Below are 19,541 nucleotides of genomic sequence, written 5' to 3'. Positions count from 1 at the left end.
CTGTGATGAGTCAAGAAACACCTATTGTTATTGATGTGCAGACCCAATACCTGCCAAATAGAATTCCAGAGAAAGACAAGTATCCCTTCAGCTATACCATTACGATCACTAATCATAGTGATAAAAGCGTGCAGTTAATGGCCAGGTATTGGTTGATAACCGATGGCAATGGCAAAAACACAGAAGTAAGGGGACCTGGTGTAATTGGAGAGCAGCCCAATATAAAACAAGGTGAGTCATTTCGTTACAGCAGTGGTGCTATTTTAGATACCCCCATTGGAACTATGCAGGGGTTTTACGAGATGCTCTCTGCAGATGGACAAATCTTTGAGGCTCCCATTGATGTGTTTCGCCTAGCTGTGCCCAATGTCTTAAATTAAAGCAATGGCAACTTATATTGTTGGAGATATACAAGCTTGCTTCACAGGTCTAGTTAGACTTTTAGACTCTGTTGGGTTTTCAGCTGAACGAGACAAATTAATAGCGGTGGGCGACTTAATAGGTCGAGGCCCACATGCTATCGAGACAATAGAATATTTATACTCACTCGGGGATAGTTTTGACACAGTACTAGGTAATCACGACTTACATTTGCTTGCTATTTATTCTGGAATACGAAAAGCCAAGCCAAATGATAAGTTAGACACCTTACTTTCTAGTAAAAATATAGAAACCTATATCAATTGGTTACGAAAAAAACCTTTAGCCCTCAAACCTAACGAAAATTCATTAGTAACCCATGCCGGTCTTTACCCTAAATGGTCTATTAAACAAGCTTTAGCATACAGCGACGAAATAAGTGAACAATTAACAGGTGATAAATGGCAAACTTTTTTAACTAATATGTACGGCAACCAACCAAATATCTGGGATAAGGAACTAACAGGAGCTAAACGATTTCGGTTTATCGTTAATGCCTTAACCCGAATGCGTTTTATTAAGGATGGGAATACCTTAGACTTTGACTGTAAAGCCGCCCCCGAAGATGCGAGTTCAGAACTCACTCCATGGTTTAACTGTCACAATGAAAAACTAAAAAATTCACAACAAGTTATTTTTGGGCATTGGGCTGCTCTCAATGGGGTAACCCACACCACACAGGCCTCAGGCCTAGATACTGGTTACATCTGGGGCAACAAGCTGACCCTTTTAGATTTATCTAAGAACGTAAAACATTCAGTTAAGTATAAAGATACCCAATAAACAGTCGATAGCTTAGAATAATTATACCCATTATCTCTACCAATTTGGGTTCAGTCGGTTATAGTTAAAATCTTGTCACATTGTAGGTTTGTTAATATAAAATTAATAACTAACCTTTGACAATGTTTGGTTCATCCAACTTAGTTTAAGGTCGTTTCATGAAAATAACAGTTGCAACTCGTGTAGTAGGTGGTTTTGCAGTCATTACCATTCTTATGTTCATATTAGGTGTAGTTTCTTACACCAGTTTGAGCAAAATTGATAACGCTACTGAGGAAGTTAATACACTAGCTTTCCCAACTGTTAGTGGGAGTAAAATACTAAAAATTGCCTTTTTAAACATGAGTAAATTAACTACTGAGGCACTTTACGAAACAGAGTCAGAAGTCTTAGAAGAAAAATTAGTTGCATTTGAAGATAGCCATCAAAATTTTGAAGATGAATTACGCACGCTATCAGCTGTAGTAACTAGAGAGCCTGCGCTGCGTAAATCTTTAGTAGAAACTGAGACTATATTCCGTGAGTACTTAGATAACGTAAATACACTTTTTGTTAACAAAAAATCTCAGTTGGAATACGCTGACAATCTATTGGATATAATTGGAGACGTAGAAGACAACGCAGATGATACATCCACACTGATAGTTGATTTTGCAGATTTAGATGAGGTAGCGGATAATAGTAGCTTACAGCAGACCTCTGAGATAGCTAACGGTCTAGAATCAAATTTAATGACCTTACTTACGGCAAGTGCTGAGTATGTAAAAACTGAAACTTTACTTCGTGCAGAGATTAACGGTAGCGATGTCAAATTTGTAACGGATCAAATTCAAAGTAAAGTAACTGCAATGCAAGATGAAGCTGGTAGCCTAGATACATCAGGTACTTTAAGTGAAATATACTCCCTTGTTGATGACGTGTTAGATTCTATCAACTCTTCACAGGGGCTTTTACAAACCCAAGTAAGACTTTTAGAAAATAAACAACAAGCCAGTATTGCCTATGGCGCATCAGAACAAAATATCATTCAGGCGTCGGATAAACTCGATGACCTCAAAAAATTAGCAGATGCCCAAGCTCAAAGTGCAAAAGATGATGTAAATCAATCGGTTTCAACAGGAAAAATGATTACCATTATCATAGGTTTGGCGTCCTTAGCAATCGCAGCAGCCATTGCATACAGAACGGTATTAGCAATAATAAAGCCACTGCATAAAGTTAATGAGATACTTAATATTGTATCCACTGGTGACCTAACCCGTAAACTTGATGATTCAGCTAATGATGAATTTGGAGAATTAGCTAAGAATTGTAATAACCTAATAGCCAGTTTAAAAACACTTATTTCAAGTATAAGTTCCAGAGCAACTCAATTAGCTGCTACAGCAGAAGAAACCTCTGCAATTACGGCGCAAACAACCCATTCTATTCAAGATCAAAAATCGCAAGTATCTCAAGTAGCTACAGCAACTACTGAGATGCATAGTACCTCTCAATTAGTCACTCAAAATGCCGAAGATACGCTAAATCAAATTAAGAATGCTGACAACGAAGCTGAGAAAGTCAAAGCTATTTCAGAAGAAAACAAAAACACCATTTTGATACTAGCAAAAGACGTTGAAGAAGCAGCTCAAGTAATTAATAAACTTAACCAAGACAGCGCAAGTATTGGGGGTATTTTAGAAGTTATTAGAGGCGTAGCTGACCAAACTAACCTATTAGCGTTAAATGCTGCTATCGAAGCGGCCCGTGCAGGTGAGCATGGTCGCGGCTTCGCAGTAGTAGCTGACGAAGTCAGAACCTTGGCAAGTCGTACGCAACAGTCAACTCAAGAAATAAACTCTATGATAGAGGTCTTGCAGGCAGGAGCTGAAAAAGCGGTATCTGTAATGAACCAAGGTAAAGAGCAGACCACTGTGTGCGTTCAGCAAGCTGAAAACGCTACCGTTGCATTAGAATCTATAACAAGCGCAGTGCACAAGGCTTATGATGTAAGTAGTCAAATTGAACAATCGGCCCGTGAACAAAATATTGTGTCTCAAGAGATTAGTGAAAAACTTGAGAACATAGTGAATATCGCTGAAGAAACCACAACAGGAGCTCACCAAACTGCAGAGTCTAGCCAAGAAGTGGCTAAACTGGCAGAAGAGTTACAAAGTTCAGTACAAGCATTTAAGGTGTAGTATCGTATAGAAGATTGGACCTGTAGTGAATAAATAGAAAATGAAGTGGCCCCCAATAGTTAGATATTCTAATTGCTGGGGGTCTTTTTATGTGCAGATACCCCAGAGCATTTAAGGTAATAGTTGTAAAGCACTTAACCTAAAATCAGCATCATGATTTAGATAGCAGATTTAATATCTTCACTTGCATAGTGAAGCACTAGACAGTCTATTGAAAGCTTATCAACCCTATACTAATGATGCCCTTACAAAGTAAGAGCAACACTTCAAATACCCAAAAAATGATTAACGAACAAGGTGTAAAAAGTGTAGGTGTTTTTGATAATGATCAATCATGTCGTTAATCACTGCTTGCTTTGACCACCCCATAATATCGTAATCTTGGCCCCCTTCAGCTAAATGCACTTCAACGCGATAGTAGTCTTCATTGCTATTATCAACATTTGTCTCATCTTGTTCAGAGGTAAAGTTAGGCTGTTGATGTTTTGCACACTTCACGCCATACACAAATGAATGTTCTGGGCCATGATCTACATGTAAGGTAAGCTTATTCACATCACCAACAATCTTAGATTCTACTTGGTTAAGTGCAAGTTCAGCACTCACACTCTCCATAGCAGAGCGAGCGGTAACAGCGACAAACTTGTTAGCTGTGGCTTCATTAGGGCATTGTATTATGGTCGAAAGTCGTTGTTTCCAGCCCCCATCGGTATCTGATGGTTGCGGGTGTGAATTCATTGCTAAGCTAGCTTTCTTGTGCGCTTCAACCCTTAATGCCTTAATCAAACCAACCAAGGCCAACAGCAGAATAACTGCAAAAGGTAAGGCAGAGGCAATCGTCATGGTTTGCAAGGCATTCAAGCCACCAGCTGTCAGTAATATAGCAGAAACCAAGCCTATACTTACCGCCCAATAGATACGCTGCCAAACGGGGGTGTCATTTCGACCGTGAGAGCACAACATATCCACCACCATGGCGCCAGAATCACAGGATGTCACAAAAAACACCACCACCATTAAAGTAGCAATAAAGCTTAAAAAATGTTGAAACGGAAAGTTCTCTAAAAACACAAATAGCGCCACTGGGGCATTGCTGCTCACCATACTTCCCAATTTATCGACACCCTGTGTATAAATAAGGTCTATGGCAGAGTTACCAAAAACAGTCATCCAGAGTAAAGTAAACGCCGTTGGGATCACCATCACCCCAGTTACAAACTCTCGAATGGTTCTCCCTCTAGATATCCGAGCAATAAACAATCCAACAAAGGGTGCCCATGCTAACCACCAGCCCCAATAAAAAATAGTCCACCCGCCAATCCAGTCAGTTTTATCATAGGCAAATAAATTAAATGTATTACGTACAATGTCCGACAGATAAGCCCCTGTATTTTGCACATAGGCAGTTAACAAGAATACAGTAGGACCTAATACTAAAATGAAGATTAAAAGCGCTATAGCAAGGACCATATTTAACTCTGATAAGCGCCTAATGCCTTTATCTAACCCCGTAGCAACAGACACAATGGCAATAGCTATAATTCCAATCATTAATACGATTTGTGTGTTAACTGACTCCTCTAAATTAAACAAATAATTAAGACCAGAGTTTATCTGAGCGGCTCCTAAACCTAAGGAGGTCGCAATACCGAAAATAGTGCTCACAACGGCAAAAATATCTACGACATGCCCTGCCCAACCGTAGATCCTGTCACCAATTAAAGGATACAAAGCAGAACGTAAGGTTAAGGGTAAATTTAACCTAAAACTAAAATAGGCCAATACTAAGGCGACAACTGCATAGATGGCCCATGCATGTAACCCCCAATGAAAAAACGTCATAGTCATCGCTTCGCGTACCGCCTCGGTTGTACCTTGAGTAGCGGTTGGGGGGGACAAAAAATGCATAACAGGTTCGGCTACTCCAAAAAACATCAAGCCTATCCCCATACCTGCAGCAAATAGCATAGACAGCCAAGTAGGTAGAGAAAAATCAGGCTTACAATGGTCAGGTCCGAGCTTTATTTCCCCGTATTTGGAAAAGCCTAAATACAATACAGACATCAAAATAGCTGCCACAGACAACACATAAAACCAACTTCCATTAGCTATAATAGTGCTTTGCAGATGGCTAAAAAAAACATCAGCAGTTTTAGGGCTTACCAGTGCAAATAACACCAATATTGCGATCAATAATGAGGAAAGATAAAAAACAGGGCGATTGAGATGTTGATCTAATTTGCTTAAAACCACTTAAATGTGTCTACCGATTAGTTTAGATAGTCACAATATAACCCGTCAGTAAACTGTTTGATACTCAATGACTGTGATTTACACTTTTCAAGAAATATGAATATTGATTGAACTTTTTTAGATAAAGTATAATGAATCAGGAAATAATCGCCTTGTTGGGTTATAATATGACCGCCGCGCGAAAAAAAATTGTACTGATTTTAAATTGTAAGCAATTGGGTCTCTTTAACGTCTCCCCTTGGCATTGCATGCAATAGCCCACAAGGCTCCCCTCATGAAAAAAACTAAAATTAGCTGTGCCATTGTCACAGCTCTCGCTCTAACACCTGCTATTGCTCAAGAAAAAGCAGCAAAAGCACAAATAGAAACCATCCAAGTTACCGCCACGAAAAGAACAGAATCTATACAGGATGTACCTGTATCTGTTTCTGCACTAAATGGTGAGGCGTTAGAAGCACTTGGCGTCGAAAGTTTTAATGACTATGTTGAATTCTTGCCTAACGTAGTATTTCAAGGTACTGGACCTGGTCAAAATGAAATTTACATTCGCGGGGCTGCTACCTCACAATCCAACATTGCCGTTTCTTCTGTTCAAGCATTGCAACCCTCTGTAGCATTTTACCTAGATGAACAACCTGTTTCTATGCAAGGAAGAAACTTAGATGTCTACGCTGCTGACATGGAACGAGTAGAAGTACTTCCAGGGCCCCAAGGTACTTTATTTGGTGCAAGCTCTCAGTCGGGTACCGTTAGAATGATCAGTAAAAAACCAGACCATACAGGTTTCTCTGCAGGACTTGATGTCAATATTGGCAGTACTAAAGGCGGCGAAATGAGTAACTCTGTCGAAGCCTATATGAATTTCACCCCTACCGATGAGTTAGCGTTACGCGTGGTCGCATACAATGACAAACAAGGTGGCTGGATTGATAACATCTTAAACAAACCAGGCGAAGGCGGCTATATAGGTAGCGCTGTCGTTATCGACAGAATTTCTGGTGGTGTATTAAGTGATCCACAGAACACGCCAGTTATATCTCCTAAAAATGACACCCTAGTTGAAGATGATTTTAACGACGCAATTTACGCTGGAGTGAGGTTTGGGCTCTCTTATTTAATCAACGAAGATTGGTCGTTCTTACTTCAACATACTGCGCAGTCTTTAGAAACTGAAGGCGTGTTTGCTTACGATCCCAACCTAGAAGGCGAAAGTTCAGTTAACCGTTTTGTTCCAGAAGACAACGATGATGAATTCGGACTAACCACTTGGACCTTAGAAGGCCGCTTAGACAAACTAGACTTAGTTTACACTGGTGGTTACCTCGACCGTGAAATCAGTTCAACCATTGATTACACTGGTTACACTAACGGTGGTTTATTTGCTGCATATTACGTATGTAACCATTATGAAGCAGCAACACCTGCTGACGAAGTGTGTATTGACCCAACTAAATTCTATAAAGAAAAAACTGACACATCACGTGTCACCCATGAATTTCGGATTAATACTGATGTTGATAAGCCATGGCGTGTGACTGCTGGTATTTTCTATGATGACCAAGAAGTGAGTTCTGTTGGCCAATTCAAAATAGCAAATACTGAGTTAGGTTTTTTCACTGATTTACAACGAACTTTAGTAGGTACTGAAGGGATAAATTCGGACGGCGGACCCTTTTCGTCAGAAATCAGCTTTGTGAATGATGTTACTCATACCATTGAACAGATTGCAGTCTTTGGGCAAGCTGAATATGACATCACAGATAAATTAACTGCCACCTTTGGCGCACGTTGGTATCAAATTGACGATACCTTTAAAGGGTCAACCACTACTGTTGATGTAAGTCGCCGTATCCGTGCATTTGGCACATTAGACGCATCAGAGTTAGAAGCGGTAGGTGAAGACCCAGCGTTAATCCAAGCAGCAATCGCAAGTGGGCAACTTGATGTTAGTTTGTTAGATAATAACGGAACACTAACCGTAGACGATACCATTTTCAAAGCATCATTAGACTATAAACTGAATGACGACATATTGTTATTTACTACATACTCTGAAGGCTTTAGACCGCCAGTAACCAACCGTGTAGGTGGCGGCCTAGCAAGTAATCAAAGTGGGGCCTTTGAAGGATTTAGAATTCCAGTTTATTCTACAACTGATAGCCTTGATAACTATGAAATAGGTCTGAAAGGTGACTTCTTAGACGGAGTTTTACGAGTTAACGCAACAGCCTACTATTCAGAAATAACTGACTTGCAAACCTCACGTTATGACCCGACCAACATTAGCTTTTTAGTATTTACCGACAACGTAGGTGATGCTGAAATAAAAGGTCTAGATGCCGACATTACTTGGTTAGCCACAGATAATTTAGTAATCAATGCCGCGTTCAGTTTATTGGATACAGAGCTTAGTCGCGTTAACGCAGAGTTAGATGGTATCGCACCAAGTGTAGGCGCATCACTGCCTTACTCAGCTGAGTTCTCAGGGAATATACGTGCTCGTTATTTCTTCGAGTTAAACGATGGATACGAAGGCTATATAAATGGTTCAGTAAGTTATACTGGCGAACGTTTAGCCGGAATGGCAATGGATGCATACGTAACTGAAGATGCCACCCGCTTAATTTATGGAACAGGTTCAGGATTATCTATCCAAAAAGAAGCTGATGTTTATGCAGGCGCGTCTTTTACTGACTCTAACGGTGATGTATTTCAAGGTGGCCGTTACATTCAAGATAGCTATGCGATTGCCAATGTATCAGTGGGCATCACCAAAGACGACTGGAAAGCAGAGCTTTACATTGACAATTTAACTGACGAAAGTGCGATTTTATATATAGATACGCAGCAGTTTACACCTAAGGTAGTAACTAACCGCCCTCGTACAATGGGATTGAGATTGTCTTACGACTTCTATTAAAATAGCAGTCAAGTAAGTCTTAAAGGCAAGCTTTTAGCTTGCCTTTATTTTTATCTGTACAAAAAATTCAAAATAAAATAGAGGTAACACGTGAGTACTAACGCCAGCCAACCCCAGATAAACGTTGACGATATAAAACGTGCATTACAATCAAATAATATTGATAAGGCTATTTTATTAGCACAACAAGCTTTAGCTACAAAGCCATCAGCAGAAATACACCAAGAGGTATTGTACTTACTTGCGGTTGCTCAAAGAAGCAACGGTCGAATTGCAGAAGCAACAAAAACCATCGACCAGTTAATTAACTTAAACCCCAATCATGCAAGGGCCTATCAAGAACTAGGTTATCTAAGTTTAAGTGCCGCAGATAAACCCAAAGCTGCCATAGCATTCGCAAAAGCCACACGCTTAAACCCTGCCCTTTTAGCAAGTTGGCAAAAATTAGCCCCTTTATATCAAGAGTATGCGCAGACGTCAGGACAGCAAGCGGCAGAGCAAAAAATAGCACAACTCGCAAAGTTACCTATCGAGATACGTGGCGCACAAGATTTAATGTATGAAGGCAAATTAGCACTAGCGGATACGGTTTGCCGACGCTTTTTACAGAAGCACAAGCATCATGTAGAAGCCATGATGTTACTCGCTGAAATTGGTATTAAATTAAAGCTATACCATGAAGCTGAGTTTCTTTTAGAAAGTTGCATTGAAATTCATCCAGATCACTTAGATGCAAGATTAGCACTGGTGCAACTGTTCTCTAAGTTAGGTAAGTTTGCACAAGCTAAAGAGCAGGCTCAATTATTACTAAACAAACAAGCCGATAACCCTCAATACCTTGCAGCAAAGGCGGGGGCTATGGTGGGAATTGGAGAAGTTGAAAAAGCCATTGTTATCTATCAGCAGATACTTCAACAACATCATAATTTACCTGGTATACAACTATTATTAGGTCACGCACACAAAGCTAATGGAGACATAAAACAAGCTATTGCCGCCTATCAAGCGGCTTACACTATTCGAGCTGACTTTGGTGATGCCTACTGGAGTTTAGCTAACACCAAAACGTATCGCTTTAGCGAACACGAACTAACGCAAATGCAGGCCCAACTAGAAAAACCTGATATCGAACAAGACGACAGGGTACATTTTGAATTTGCCTTGGCTAAAACCTATGAAGACAGCAAACAATTCGATATTGCATTTGATCACTATAAACAGGGTAATGACTTAAAAAATCAACTTAGTCATTATTCTCAAGCGAAACTCAACGAACAAATTAATGCGCAAAAATCGGTATTTACATCAGCCTTTTTTGAGTCTCACAAGCATATAGGAGACAACAACCCTGCCCCTATCTTTATTCTTGGATTACCTCGAGCTGGCTCAACATTACTTGAGCAAATCCTCGCATCTCACTCTCAAGTGGATGGCACCATGGAGCTACACAACATACTTGGACTAGCAGCAAAATTAAGCAATAGTAAAAGTGGCTACCCGCACATAGTAAGTGAGATAGACAGCACCTACTTCGCTAGATTTGGACAACAATTTATCGAACAAACTCAATGCTATCGTCAAGGCGCAGCGTTTTTTATAGATAAAATGCCAAACAACTTTATGCATATTGGGTTAATCAAATTCATATTACCTAATGCCAAGGTCATTGATGCTAGGCGAGACCCAATTGCATGTTGTTTCAGTGGATACAAACAACTATTTGCCGAAGGCCAAGAGTTTTCTTACGACTTAGAAAACATGGCTCACTATTATCACTCTTATCAGTCACTCATGAAACATTGGGATGAAGTGTTACCGGGGTTTGTGTTGCGAGTACAGCACGAAGATGTAATAGAAGATTTAGAAGGTGAAGTTAGACGGATACTCGACTTTTGCCAATTACCTTTTGAAACAAACTGTTTAGATTTTCATAAAACAAAACGTACAATTAAAACCCCAAGTTCAGAACAAGTACGCCAACCGATCAATAGTACCGCCAAAGACCAATGGAAAAACTTTGAGAAAAACTTAACCCCACTAATAAAAGCTTTTACTTGAAAATAATCACTAAAAGTAACGACAAAACACCCTAGAAAGGTTTTGTCGTTACAATAATAAAGTGACTCAAAGCTTACTAGTGTTCAATCACTTTAAACGTAATAGCACTAGGGTATTGTTCACTATGGTAAAGCCTGTGTTGCGCTTTTACATAGTCTTCAGGCTTAGCTTCAAAGATATTATCAACATATTTTTGTGGGTTCATATCCATAAACGGAAACATGCTGCTTTGCACTTGAATTTGCAACTTATGCCCGCGCTTGATGGTGTGCAGAACATCTAGTAGTTCAAACTTCACCAATGTAGGCTTATTAGGCTCAAATGGCTCTGGCTGACTCATGCTATTTCTAAATCGGCCGCGGATGATGCCCCAACGCACTAACTCATGACGGTTGCCTGTCTCTTTGTCTACTTTATTTGAAGTTTCATCTACACCGGGAAACACATCCACTAATTTAACGACAAAGTCACCCGCACTTTGGTCAGTAGACACCCACAAATCGATGTCAATTGCACCGGCAATGGTTTGGTCTTCTGTTGCTACCTCACCGTTAAACACTAATACGTCTGTGCGCCTAGCAGTAAAACGTTGATCTTCAGCCATATAAGGTCTGTCCCATCCGCGACTTACTTTATCTGAATGAGGAACAGGCTTACTTGGATCACTAATGTAATCACTCGAACCACCCAATGACTCTTTTTGAGTTAACAACTTTTCTCCAGCGCCCATATATAACACAACATCCTCACCTTGCTCAGGAGGCCAAGTATCGAATTCACGCCAGCGATTAGCGCCTGTTTCGAACATAGTAGCTGCAGCTAAGGATTCAGCTTTTGTACCTTTTAGATTATGTTTGAAAAACGGCAGGAGAATATGCTCTTGAAACCATGCACTGGTATTAAACCCAAACTCAGCTTCGCCCATTTTACTGCCATCTTTAGCATTCCATTGGCCGTGATACCATGGACCCATAATGATATGAACATTGTCTTTTTTATTACCTTTAGACATTTTCTCATAGGTAGCGAGTGGACCATATAAATCTTCAGTGTCGTACCAGCCCCCCACAACTAAGGTGGCAGGTTTTACATTTTTAAGATGAGGTAGCACATTACGCGCCTGCCAATATTCATCGTAATTAGGATGCTCTGTGAGCTCATTCCAGAAAGGTCGCTCACCATGAAAATAATCTTTATTAACGTTACTTAAGGGCCCTAATTTACGGAAAAAGTCATAGCCGTCAGGAGTTTTTGATTTCATACCTTCTGGCCAATAGGCAAACTGCCCTTCACGCTGCTTATCAAAGGTATCGAAGAAAATAAAAGCCATAGGTGTAGAAAACGCGCCATTACGATGAAAGTCATCGTAAAACCAGTTTGCAATAGGCGCCTGTGGAGAAATAGCTTTCAGAGCCTTATGGCTGTTAATAGCACCAACCGATGTATAGTAACCAGGATAAGATGTGCCCCACATGCCAACTTTACCATTGTTGTTTGGGACATGTTTAATTAACCAATCGATAGTGTCGTAGGTATCCGTGGCATCATCTACTGCATCACCACCTTTGTCACCGGCGTCCTGCGGACGCATATTGACGTACTCACCCTCAGACATAAACTTACCGCGAACATCCTGAAACACAAAAATAAAGCCTTCTTTTTCAAAAATATCGCTTGGCCCTAATTTGGTTTTGTATTTATCAGCACCATAAGGAGCAACACGGTAAGGAGTGCGCTGCATTAACATGGGATATTCTGATGATTTATCGTAAGGGACGTACACAGATGTAAATAGCTTTACACCGTCTCGCATGGGAATTTGATATTCATATTTAGCAAAGTGTGAGCGGATGTACTCTGCTCTTTTGTCTGCTTCTTTAGTCTCTGCAGCATGCACAAATGCTGTCAACATCATGTAACTACATAACGCTATAAAACCGAATAAGGCTTTCTTATTCATTAAGTTATCCTTCAAAATTAAGTTAAAGTTTTCGGGCGCAACCTTACTATTACTCAAGGGTAAACTCTAAAAGAAAGTGTATTAAATTGTAAACGAGGAAAAGATATTGAATACCAGAAACAAAAAAAACGCCACTTGGGACGTTTTTCCAATCAATTTATATGAAACTAGGCTAACTATTAGCCTTAGTTAATCGTTTTTAAGCAAACAAGGCATCATGTAAGGCACAGACAACATCGCTGCTATCTTTATCACTTACCAATACAGACAAGTTATGAGGGTTAGCACCGTAACAAATCATACGTAAATTATAATCTGCTACCGCAGCAAAAATCTTACTCGAAACACCAGCGGCGCTGTGCATATTATTGCCCACCACTGTCACTAAGTCGTAATTTTCTTCTACTAGTACCTCACAAAATTGCCCCAGCTCTTCAATAGTTGCTTGATTTAAACGCTCTAAAACTGAATTAGCAGGATTATCTAAAGTGAAAGACACACAAATTTCAGACGTAGTTATCAAATCAACGCTTAGTTTATGTTTAGCAATAATGGTAAACACTTTCTGTAAAAAGCCTTGGGCATACATCATTTTAGGCGTTTTAACCGTTACCATAACCTGTTCTTTGCGGCGAGTTATCGCACGGTACGCAGGCTCAGTCTCACAGTCTTTAACAATCCAAGTTCCGCCCTTTTCTGGTTCTCTACTAGAACCAACAAACACTTTAATATTCTGACGAAGTGCGGGTTCCATAGTTGCGGGGTGCAATACTTTAGCGCCAAAGGTTGCCATTTCTGCCGCTTCTTCAAAACTCAATTCGGGTAACGGTCGAGCTGCGTCTGTTATACGTGGGTCTGTGGTATACACACCTATAACATCTGTCCATATTTCACAAGTAGCAGCATCTAATGCTTCAGCCAGCAAAGCTGCTGTAAAATCTGAACCACCACGGCCAAGTGTGGTGGTATTACCATCAGCATCAGAACCAATAAACCCTTGAGTTACAAACACGGTGTTTGCCAAAGAAGGCTGCATAATACTTTGTGTCGCAGTTTTGATTTGCTCTAAATCCGGCGTTGCTTTACCAAACTGATTATCAGTTTTAAGCACGTTGCGAACGTCAAAGTTTTCAGCCACCACTCCAACTTGTTTTAGTACCTGACTAAACAGCAGAGATGACATTCTTTCACCATGAGATAACAAGGCATCCTTTAAATCAGCTCGATGAATAATTTCTTCATGTAAGGCTAAATCAGTTAGCGATGTTAATAATTGTTCTAATTTATCGACAACTTCATCAGTATTCTCTAAGTCAGCTACTATGGCATATTGAATAGCTTCGATATCAGCTAACCTTTGTCTAATTTGCTCTTTAGACATGGCAGTATTAGCAATATCAACCAATAAATTAGTGACACCGGCAGATGCACTTACCACAACCACACGTGTTGTTGAATTGTTTTTAACTATGTTGGCGCAATTTTCCATCGCTCCAAAATTTGCCACACTGGTGCCGCCAAACTTGGCGACATTGATATTTTTAAGGTCTGAATTACTCACTATCTAGATACACTATTTAACAACTTCATATGGCGCTGAAAATAGCAGTTTTGTTAGCAATTACAAAGTAAAAGTCGCCTAAAAGTTCAGCTATTTTGGAATAGTATATTCAGATTATCGGACTAGCTGGATAGGATTTGTTCAAATTTGAATATTAGAGTCGGCTATGCACTACATATTTCAACATACAAAATACTTTACGCTTTTATTAATTTAAAACTGAGATTAATAAAATACAGTTTTATTACGTCCGGAATTTTTTGCTCGATACAATGCATCGTCCGCTTTACGGGTAGTATCACGTAAATTTTGAGATCCATCACTTTTACCCTAAATATTTTATTACTTCTAAAGCTTGAGACTAGCCCTAACTGGCTAAGCAACGTATTATTAGTAACAAGAAAGGATTAGCTAAATAAGCCCGTGTATATTTTTAACACAAAAAGACCAGAAAATTAACCATAATATTTAATTTCTGGTAGTACACACTTTGTCAGTGTATCAATATCCAAAAATGAAATAACAACTCCTAAAGAACCCCTATTAATAACATGATTAAATCCTCCGAACACACCCCAATGATGCAACAGTACTTAACCATTAAGGCAGAACACCCAGATATACTTTTGTTCTATCGCATGGGGGATTTTTATGAGTTATTTTTTGATGATGCAAAAAAAGCATCTGAGTTATTAGATATATCATTAACCGCTCGCGGCAAGTCTGGCGGTAATGCTATTCCAATGGCTGGAGTACCTTATCATGCAGTTGAAAATTACCTTGCCCGCTTAGTCAAAATGGGACAGTCAGTAGCCATAGTTGAGCAAGTAGGCGACCCGGCTACCAGCAAAGGCCCAGTAGAACGCAAAGTTCAACGGATAGTCACTCCAGGTACAGTTTCAGATGAAGCCTTACTAGAAGACAAACAAGACAGTATTCTTGCTGCCGTGGTGAGCATAAAAAAACAAAGCAAAACATTTTTCGGTTATGCCACCTTAGATGTATCCACCGGACGCTTTGCGTTAAGTGAGCCGCAAGATTTAGACACCCTAATCGCCGAAATTCAACGCACTGAACCAGCGGAGTTGCTATACCCAGAAGACTTTGAGTTTTTTCATCTAATTGAGCAACGCAAAGGCTTAAGACGCAGACCCCAGTGGGAGTTTGACTTCGACACTGCATGTAATCAACTTAATCAACAATTCGGTACCAAAGAATTAAACGGTTTTGGCGTGTCCAATTGCAAGATTGGACTTTGCGCCGCTGGCTGCGTGATGCAGTACGTTAAAGATACCCAGAGAAGCGCTCTACCCCATATTCGAAACATAGTACTAGAAACAGAGTCCGATACAGTACTAATGGATGCCGCTACGAGACGCAACTTAGAGCTCACCCAAAATTTAAGTGGCGGTAAAGATCACACCCTAGCCAGCGTATTAGATAAAACGTCCACGCCTATGGGAAGCCGATTATTGCAAAGATGGTTACACCGCCCATTAACCGACACCAACGTTTTAAAACAGCGTCAAGCAAACATTAAATCTTTGTTAAATAGTGATTACCCGCAATTACAAAGCTCTCTCAAACAAGTGGGTGACATGCAACGAGTTTTAGCGCGTTTAGCCTTGCGCTCAGCTCGCCCAAGAGACTTTGTAAGATTGCGACAAGCCTTTATATTACTACCCGACATTCAAGATTTTGTTACCGAACAATCTGCAGAATCAGCCAACACAGGTTTAATGCAATTAGCCAACGATATTAGCCAGTTTCCAGCATTTACCGACTTATTGACCCAAGCTATCGAAGAAACGCCTCCTGTTTTAATACGTGACGGCGGTGTTATCAAGACTGGGTACAATACGGAGTTAGACGAACTAAGAGCTTTATCTAAAGGAGCCACAGATTATCTTGATGAATTAGAACAAAGGGAAAAGGAACGTACCGGTATTGCTACCCTAAAAGTAGGTTACAACCGAGTTCATGGGTATTTTATAGAAGTAGGCCGCAATTACGCTGATCAAGTGCCTGCTGAATATGTGCGCCGTCAAACCCTTAAAAATAATGAACGTTACATCATACAAGAGCTAAAAGAACACGAAGACAAGGTATTAACCAGTCAAAGTAAATCGTTAGCCTTAGAGAAACGTTTGTACGAAGAATTATTCGACATACTGTTGCCTGAGCTATCTCGGTTAATGTTAAGTGCAGATGCCTTGGCAGAATTAGATGTATTAACTAATTTGGCTGAACGTGCCGAAACCCTTGACTACCATTGTCCAGAATTAACCACCCATGCGGGTATCCATTTTGAGCAAGGCCGGCATCCTGTGGTAGAAAATGTAATGAATACCCCGTTTATCGCCAACCCCATAGCCATTAATCCTCAACGCAGGATGTTAGTAATAACAGGGCCAAATATGGGAGGTAAGTCTACCTATATGCGCCAAACTGCTTTAATAGTTTTAATGGCCTACATAGGTAGCTTCATTCCGGCAGAAAACGCGCAAATCGGCCCTATTGACCGCATTTTTACGAGGATTGGCGCATCAGACGATTTAGCCTCAGGCCGCTCCACCTTCATGGTAGAAATGACAGAAACCGCTAATATACTGAATAATGCAACCGCTAATAGTTTAGTTCTGATGGATGAAATAGGCAGAGGTACAAGCACCTACGACGGCCTTTCTTTAGCATGGGCCTGTGCCGAGTATTTAGCCCGCAAATTGCAGTCATATACATTATTTGCGACCCATTACTTTGAATTGACTCAGTTGGCCGAGACCCTGGCTGAACTTGCAAATGTGCATTTAGACGCCGTAGAGCACCAAGAGACAATTCGCTTTATGCACGCAGTTCAAGAGGGCGCAGCCAATAAAAGTTACGGTTTGCAAGTAGCACAATTAGCAGGCGTTCCAAAAAGTGTAATCCAACAAGCAAAACGCAAACTAATAGAATTAGAGAGCCAAACAAGTGATAATCCTGCAGCGCCTCAAAAAAAGGAGCAACAACTTGACCTCCTCAATTCCATAGATGAATTACGTTTAAGTTTAAAACAGATCAACCCAGATGATTTAAGCCCAAAGCAGGCTTTAGAGTATTTATACCAACTTAAAAATTTAGCAACAGAAGATTAAAAGGAGACCGCCTTGGAATTACCTGCAATTGTTACCCTGTTAGCATTGTTAGAATATCTATTTTTTACATTTAAAGTGGGAATGGGCCGTGAAAAATATGAGGTTGAGGCTCCGGCTATTACAGGCGACCCAACGTGGGAGCGTATGTACCGTGTACAACAAAACACCTTAGAGCAACTCATTGTATTTATCCCTGCTTTATGGGTGTTTGCTTATTTTGCAAGCCCAGTTTTAGGGGCTGCAATTGGTGTGCTATTCTTGATTGGGCGACCTATATACTACTTTAGCTATGTAAAAGATCCTGGTGCACGAGCTGCTGGCTTTATTTTAGGATTTTTCGCTAACGTGATATTAATCATAGGTGGTTTGGGGCGAGCCATTTATACACTTATAGGATAAATTCCATTCTGGATAAGTGTGTTCACAAAATTGACATACCATATGTCTTTTATTTTAGATTATTCTTTGTCTGTGAAAGCAGTTTTGTTTATACTACGCCCCCGTCCGGTAATGGTTTATTCTTAGTTAATAATAAGAAATTCAAACCAACTTTACAGAAATCTATTCAATTCAAAACGCCTATACTAGGGTTCTTATGACAAATTATATTTTCGTCACAGGTGGTGTGGTTTCATCACTTGGAAAAGGTATTGCAGCAGCCTCTCTTGCAGCAATTCTAGAAGCACGGGGCCTCAAGGTCACCATGTTAAAGCTTGACCCCTATATTAACGTCGACCCGGGTACCATGAGCCCGATACAACACGGTGAAGTTTTTGTAACCGACGATGGTGCAGAAACAGACTTAGACTTAGGTCACTACGAACGTTTTATTCGTACCCGCATGACTAAGCGCAACAACTTCACTACAGGCAGAGTATACGAAGAAGTGTTAAAACGTGAGCGCCGCGGTGATTACTTAGGTGCCACCATTCAAGTTATTCCACACATTACTAACGAGATAAAACGACGCGTAATTGAAGGGGCCGAAGGTGTAGACGTTGCAATAGTCGAAATTGGCGGCACAGTTGGTGACATAGAATCACAACCTTTCATTGAAGCGGTAAGGCAGTTAGGTGTCGAAGTGGGGCGTAACCGTGCCATGTTTATGCACCTAACGTTAGTCCCTTACCTTGCAGCATCTGGTGAAGTAAAAACCAAGCCCACTCAACACTCAGTAAAAGAGCTGCGCTCTGTTGGGGTACAACCTGACATTTTAGTGTGCCGTTCAGAAGTCCCTTTACCTTCTAATGAACGTTCAAAAATTGCGTTATTTACGAACGTAATAGACAAAGCCGTTATTTCTTTACGTGATGCAGATAGCATCTACAAAATACCAGCCATGCTCAAAGCACAAGGTATGGATGAATTAGTGACTGAGCGTTTTGGTCTAGAATGCCCAGAGGCAGACTTAACAGAATGGGAACAAGTACTTTACGCTGAGTCTAATCCAACCAATGAAGTAACGATTGGTATGGTAGGGAAATATGTTGAATTACCTGATGCTTATAAATCTGTTAACGAAGCCTTAAAGCATGCAGGCTTAAAAAACCGCCTTGCTGTTAATATAAAATATGTTGACTCTCAAGACATTGAAAGCAAAGGCGAGCAAGTATTAGAGGGGCTTGATGCCATACTCGTTCCTGGAGGATTTGGAGAACGGGGTGTAGAAGGTAAGATTGCTGCAGCAAAATATGCCCGTGAAAACAAAATACCCTATTTAGGTATCTGTTTAGGTATGCAAGTGGCGCTTATTGAATATGCTCGTAACGTAGCAGGTATGGAAAACGCCAATAGCACCGAGTTTGACCCTGAGTCACCTTACCCAGTTGTCGGTTTAATTACCGAGTGGTTAGATGCAGCAGGTAGCACCGAGTCTCGTAGTGAAAACTCAGACTTAGGCGGCACAATGCGTTTAGGTAGTCAGTTATGTCACCTTATACCGGGCAGTAAAGTTCACGAGATGTACGGTTCAACTGAAATTTATGAACGTCACAGACATAGATATGAAGTCAATAACAACTTAAGACAAAAAATCGAAGCTGCTGGCTTAAAAGTAACAGGCCTGTCTACAGATAAACGTTTAGTAGAAGTAATAGAAGTACCCGATCACCCTTGGTTTGTAGCAGGGCAATTTCACCCTGAATTCAACTCGACCCCAAGAGATGGTCACCCTCTGTTTGAAGGTTTTGTAAAAGCCGCAGGGGAATATTTTAAGAGTCACAATTAGTTGGGTCGATCGAATCGACCTTTTCATTTTTTAATAATGTAA

The 19,541-nt window shown here is 40.4% G+C and carries 11 protein-coding genes; 8 read left to right on the top strand and 3 right to left on the bottom strand.

Annotated elements, in window-relative coordinates:
* The first annotated feature begins 5 nt into the window (after nucleotides 1-5).
* The 3 genes from apaG to ABJE44_RS00930 all read left to right on the top strand — a co-directional run bounded on the left by apaG (nucleotide 6) and on the right by ABJE44_RS00930 (nucleotide 3,386).
* Nucleotides 6-380 carry a Co2+/Mg2+ efflux protein ApaG gene (gene apaG / locus ABJE44_RS00940; protein WP_133470220.1) on the top strand — a complete coding sequence of 125 codons (375 nt, stop codon included), beginning with the start codon at nucleotides 6-8 and terminating at the stop codon, nucleotides 378-380.
* Nucleotides 381-384: 4 nt separating this feature from the next.
* A complete protein-coding gene (locus ABJE44_RS00935) occupies nucleotides 385-1,203 on the top strand; it encodes a symmetrical bis(5'-nucleosyl)-tetraphosphatase (RefSeq protein WP_348113040.1) in 819 nt (272 codons plus the stop codon).
* Between the two features lie 158 nt (nucleotides 1,204-1,361).
* Nucleotides 1,362-3,386: a methyl-accepting chemotaxis protein gene (locus tag ABJE44_RS00930; protein WP_348113041.1), complete on the top strand. Its 2,025-nt coding sequence runs from the start codon at nucleotides 1,362-1,364 to the stop codon at nucleotides 3,384-3,386.
* Between the two features lie 285 nt (nucleotides 3,387-3,671).
* On the opposite strand, the gene betT is transcribed toward ABJE44_RS00930, so the two are convergent.
* Nucleotides 3,672-5,639 (bottom strand): choline BCCT transporter BetT, encoded by a 1,968-nt coding sequence (gene betT, locus ABJE44_RS00925; RefSeq protein ID WP_348113042.1) that lies wholly within the window; start codon nucleotides 5,637-5,639, stop codon nucleotides 3,672-3,674.
* A gap of 274 nt (nucleotides 5,640-5,913) precedes the next feature.
* Here betT and ABJE44_RS00920 point away from each other — a divergent pair, with 274 nt between their 5' ends.
* Both ABJE44_RS00920 and ABJE44_RS00915 read left to right on the top strand, forming a co-directional pair.
* Nucleotides 5,914-8,559 carry a TonB-dependent receptor gene (locus ABJE44_RS00920; protein ID WP_348113043.1) on the top strand — a complete coding sequence of 882 codons (2,646 nt, stop codon included), beginning with the start codon at nucleotides 5,914-5,916 and terminating at the stop codon, nucleotides 8,557-8,559.
* Nucleotides 8,560-8,649: 90 nt separating this feature from the next.
* The gene (locus tag ABJE44_RS00915; RefSeq protein WP_348113045.1) at nucleotides 8,650-10,617 is read left to right on the top strand and encodes a sulfotransferase; all 1,968 of its coding nucleotides are present in this window, start codon (nucleotides 8,650-8,652) and stop codon (nucleotides 10,615-10,617) included.
* A 76-nt stretch (nucleotides 10,618-10,693) separates the two neighbouring features.
* Here the strand turns inward: ABJE44_RS00915 and ABJE44_RS00910 are convergent, their stop codons facing one another.
* Both ABJE44_RS00910 and lysC read right to left on the bottom strand, forming a co-directional pair.
* On the bottom strand, nucleotides 10,694-12,577 hold the full coding sequence (locus ABJE44_RS00910; protein ID WP_348113046.1) for a CocE/NonD family hydrolase: 1,884 nt from the start codon (nucleotides 12,575-12,577) through the stop codon (nucleotides 10,694-10,696).
* Between the two features lie 199 nt (nucleotides 12,578-12,776).
* A complete protein-coding gene (gene lysC, locus ABJE44_RS00905; RefSeq protein ID WP_348113047.1) occupies nucleotides 12,777-14,138 on the bottom strand; it encodes a lysine-sensitive aspartokinase 3 in 1,362 nt (453 codons plus the stop codon).
* Nucleotides 14,139-14,689: 551 nt separating this feature from the next.
* Here lysC and mutS point away from each other — a divergent pair.
* From mutS to ABJE44_RS00890, 3 genes are all read left to right on the top strand, one after another.
* Entirely contained in the window at nucleotides 14,690-17,272 is a 2,583-nt protein-coding gene (gene mutS, locus ABJE44_RS00900) for a DNA mismatch repair protein MutS (protein ID WP_348113048.1), read from the top strand.
* Nucleotides 17,273-17,284: 12 nt separating this feature from the next.
* On the top strand, nucleotides 17,285-17,671 hold the full coding sequence (locus tag ABJE44_RS00895) for an MAPEG family protein (RefSeq protein WP_348113049.1): 387 nt from the start codon (nucleotides 17,285-17,287) through the stop codon (nucleotides 17,669-17,671).
* Nucleotides 17,672-17,867: 196 nt separating this feature from the next.
* A complete protein-coding gene (locus ABJE44_RS00890; protein WP_348113050.1) occupies nucleotides 17,868-19,499 on the top strand; it encodes a CTP synthase in 1,632 nt (543 codons plus the stop codon).
* Nucleotides 19,500-19,541 lie beyond the last annotated feature (42 nt).

The organism is Paraglaciecola sp. (genome assembly GCF_039942875.1).
Taxonomy (GTDB): domain Bacteria; phylum Pseudomonadota; class Gammaproteobacteria; order Enterobacterales; family Alteromonadaceae; genus Paraglaciecola.
Note: the sequence above shows the minus strand (reverse complement) of the source record. Positions and strands in the feature narration are given on the sequence as shown.

Coding starts and splice junctions, on each gene's coding strand:
- mutS (WP_348113048.1), top strand. CDS start 14,690: ATGATTAAATCCTCCGAACACACCCCAATGATGCAACAGTACTTAACC.
- ABJE44_RS00930 (WP_348113041.1), top strand. CDS start 1,362: ATGAAAATAACAGTTGCAACTCGTGTAGTAGGTGGTTTTGCAGTCATT.
- ABJE44_RS00890 (WP_348113050.1), top strand. CDS start 17,868: ATGACAAATTATATTTTCGTCACAGGTGGTGTGGTTTCATCACTTGGA.
- ABJE44_RS00920 (WP_348113043.1), top strand. CDS start 5,914: ATGAAAAAAACTAAAATTAGCTGTGCCATTGTCACAGCTCTCGCTCTA.
- ABJE44_RS00910 (WP_348113046.1), bottom strand. CDS start 12,577: ATGAATAAGAAAGCCTTATTCGGTTTTATAGCGTTATGTAGTTACATG.
- ABJE44_RS00935 (WP_348113040.1), top strand. CDS start 385: ATGGCAACTTATATTGTTGGAGATATACAAGCTTGCTTCACAGGTCTA.
- apaG (WP_133470220.1), top strand. CDS start 6: ATGAGTCAAGAAACACCTATTGTTATTGATGTGCAGACCCAATACCTG.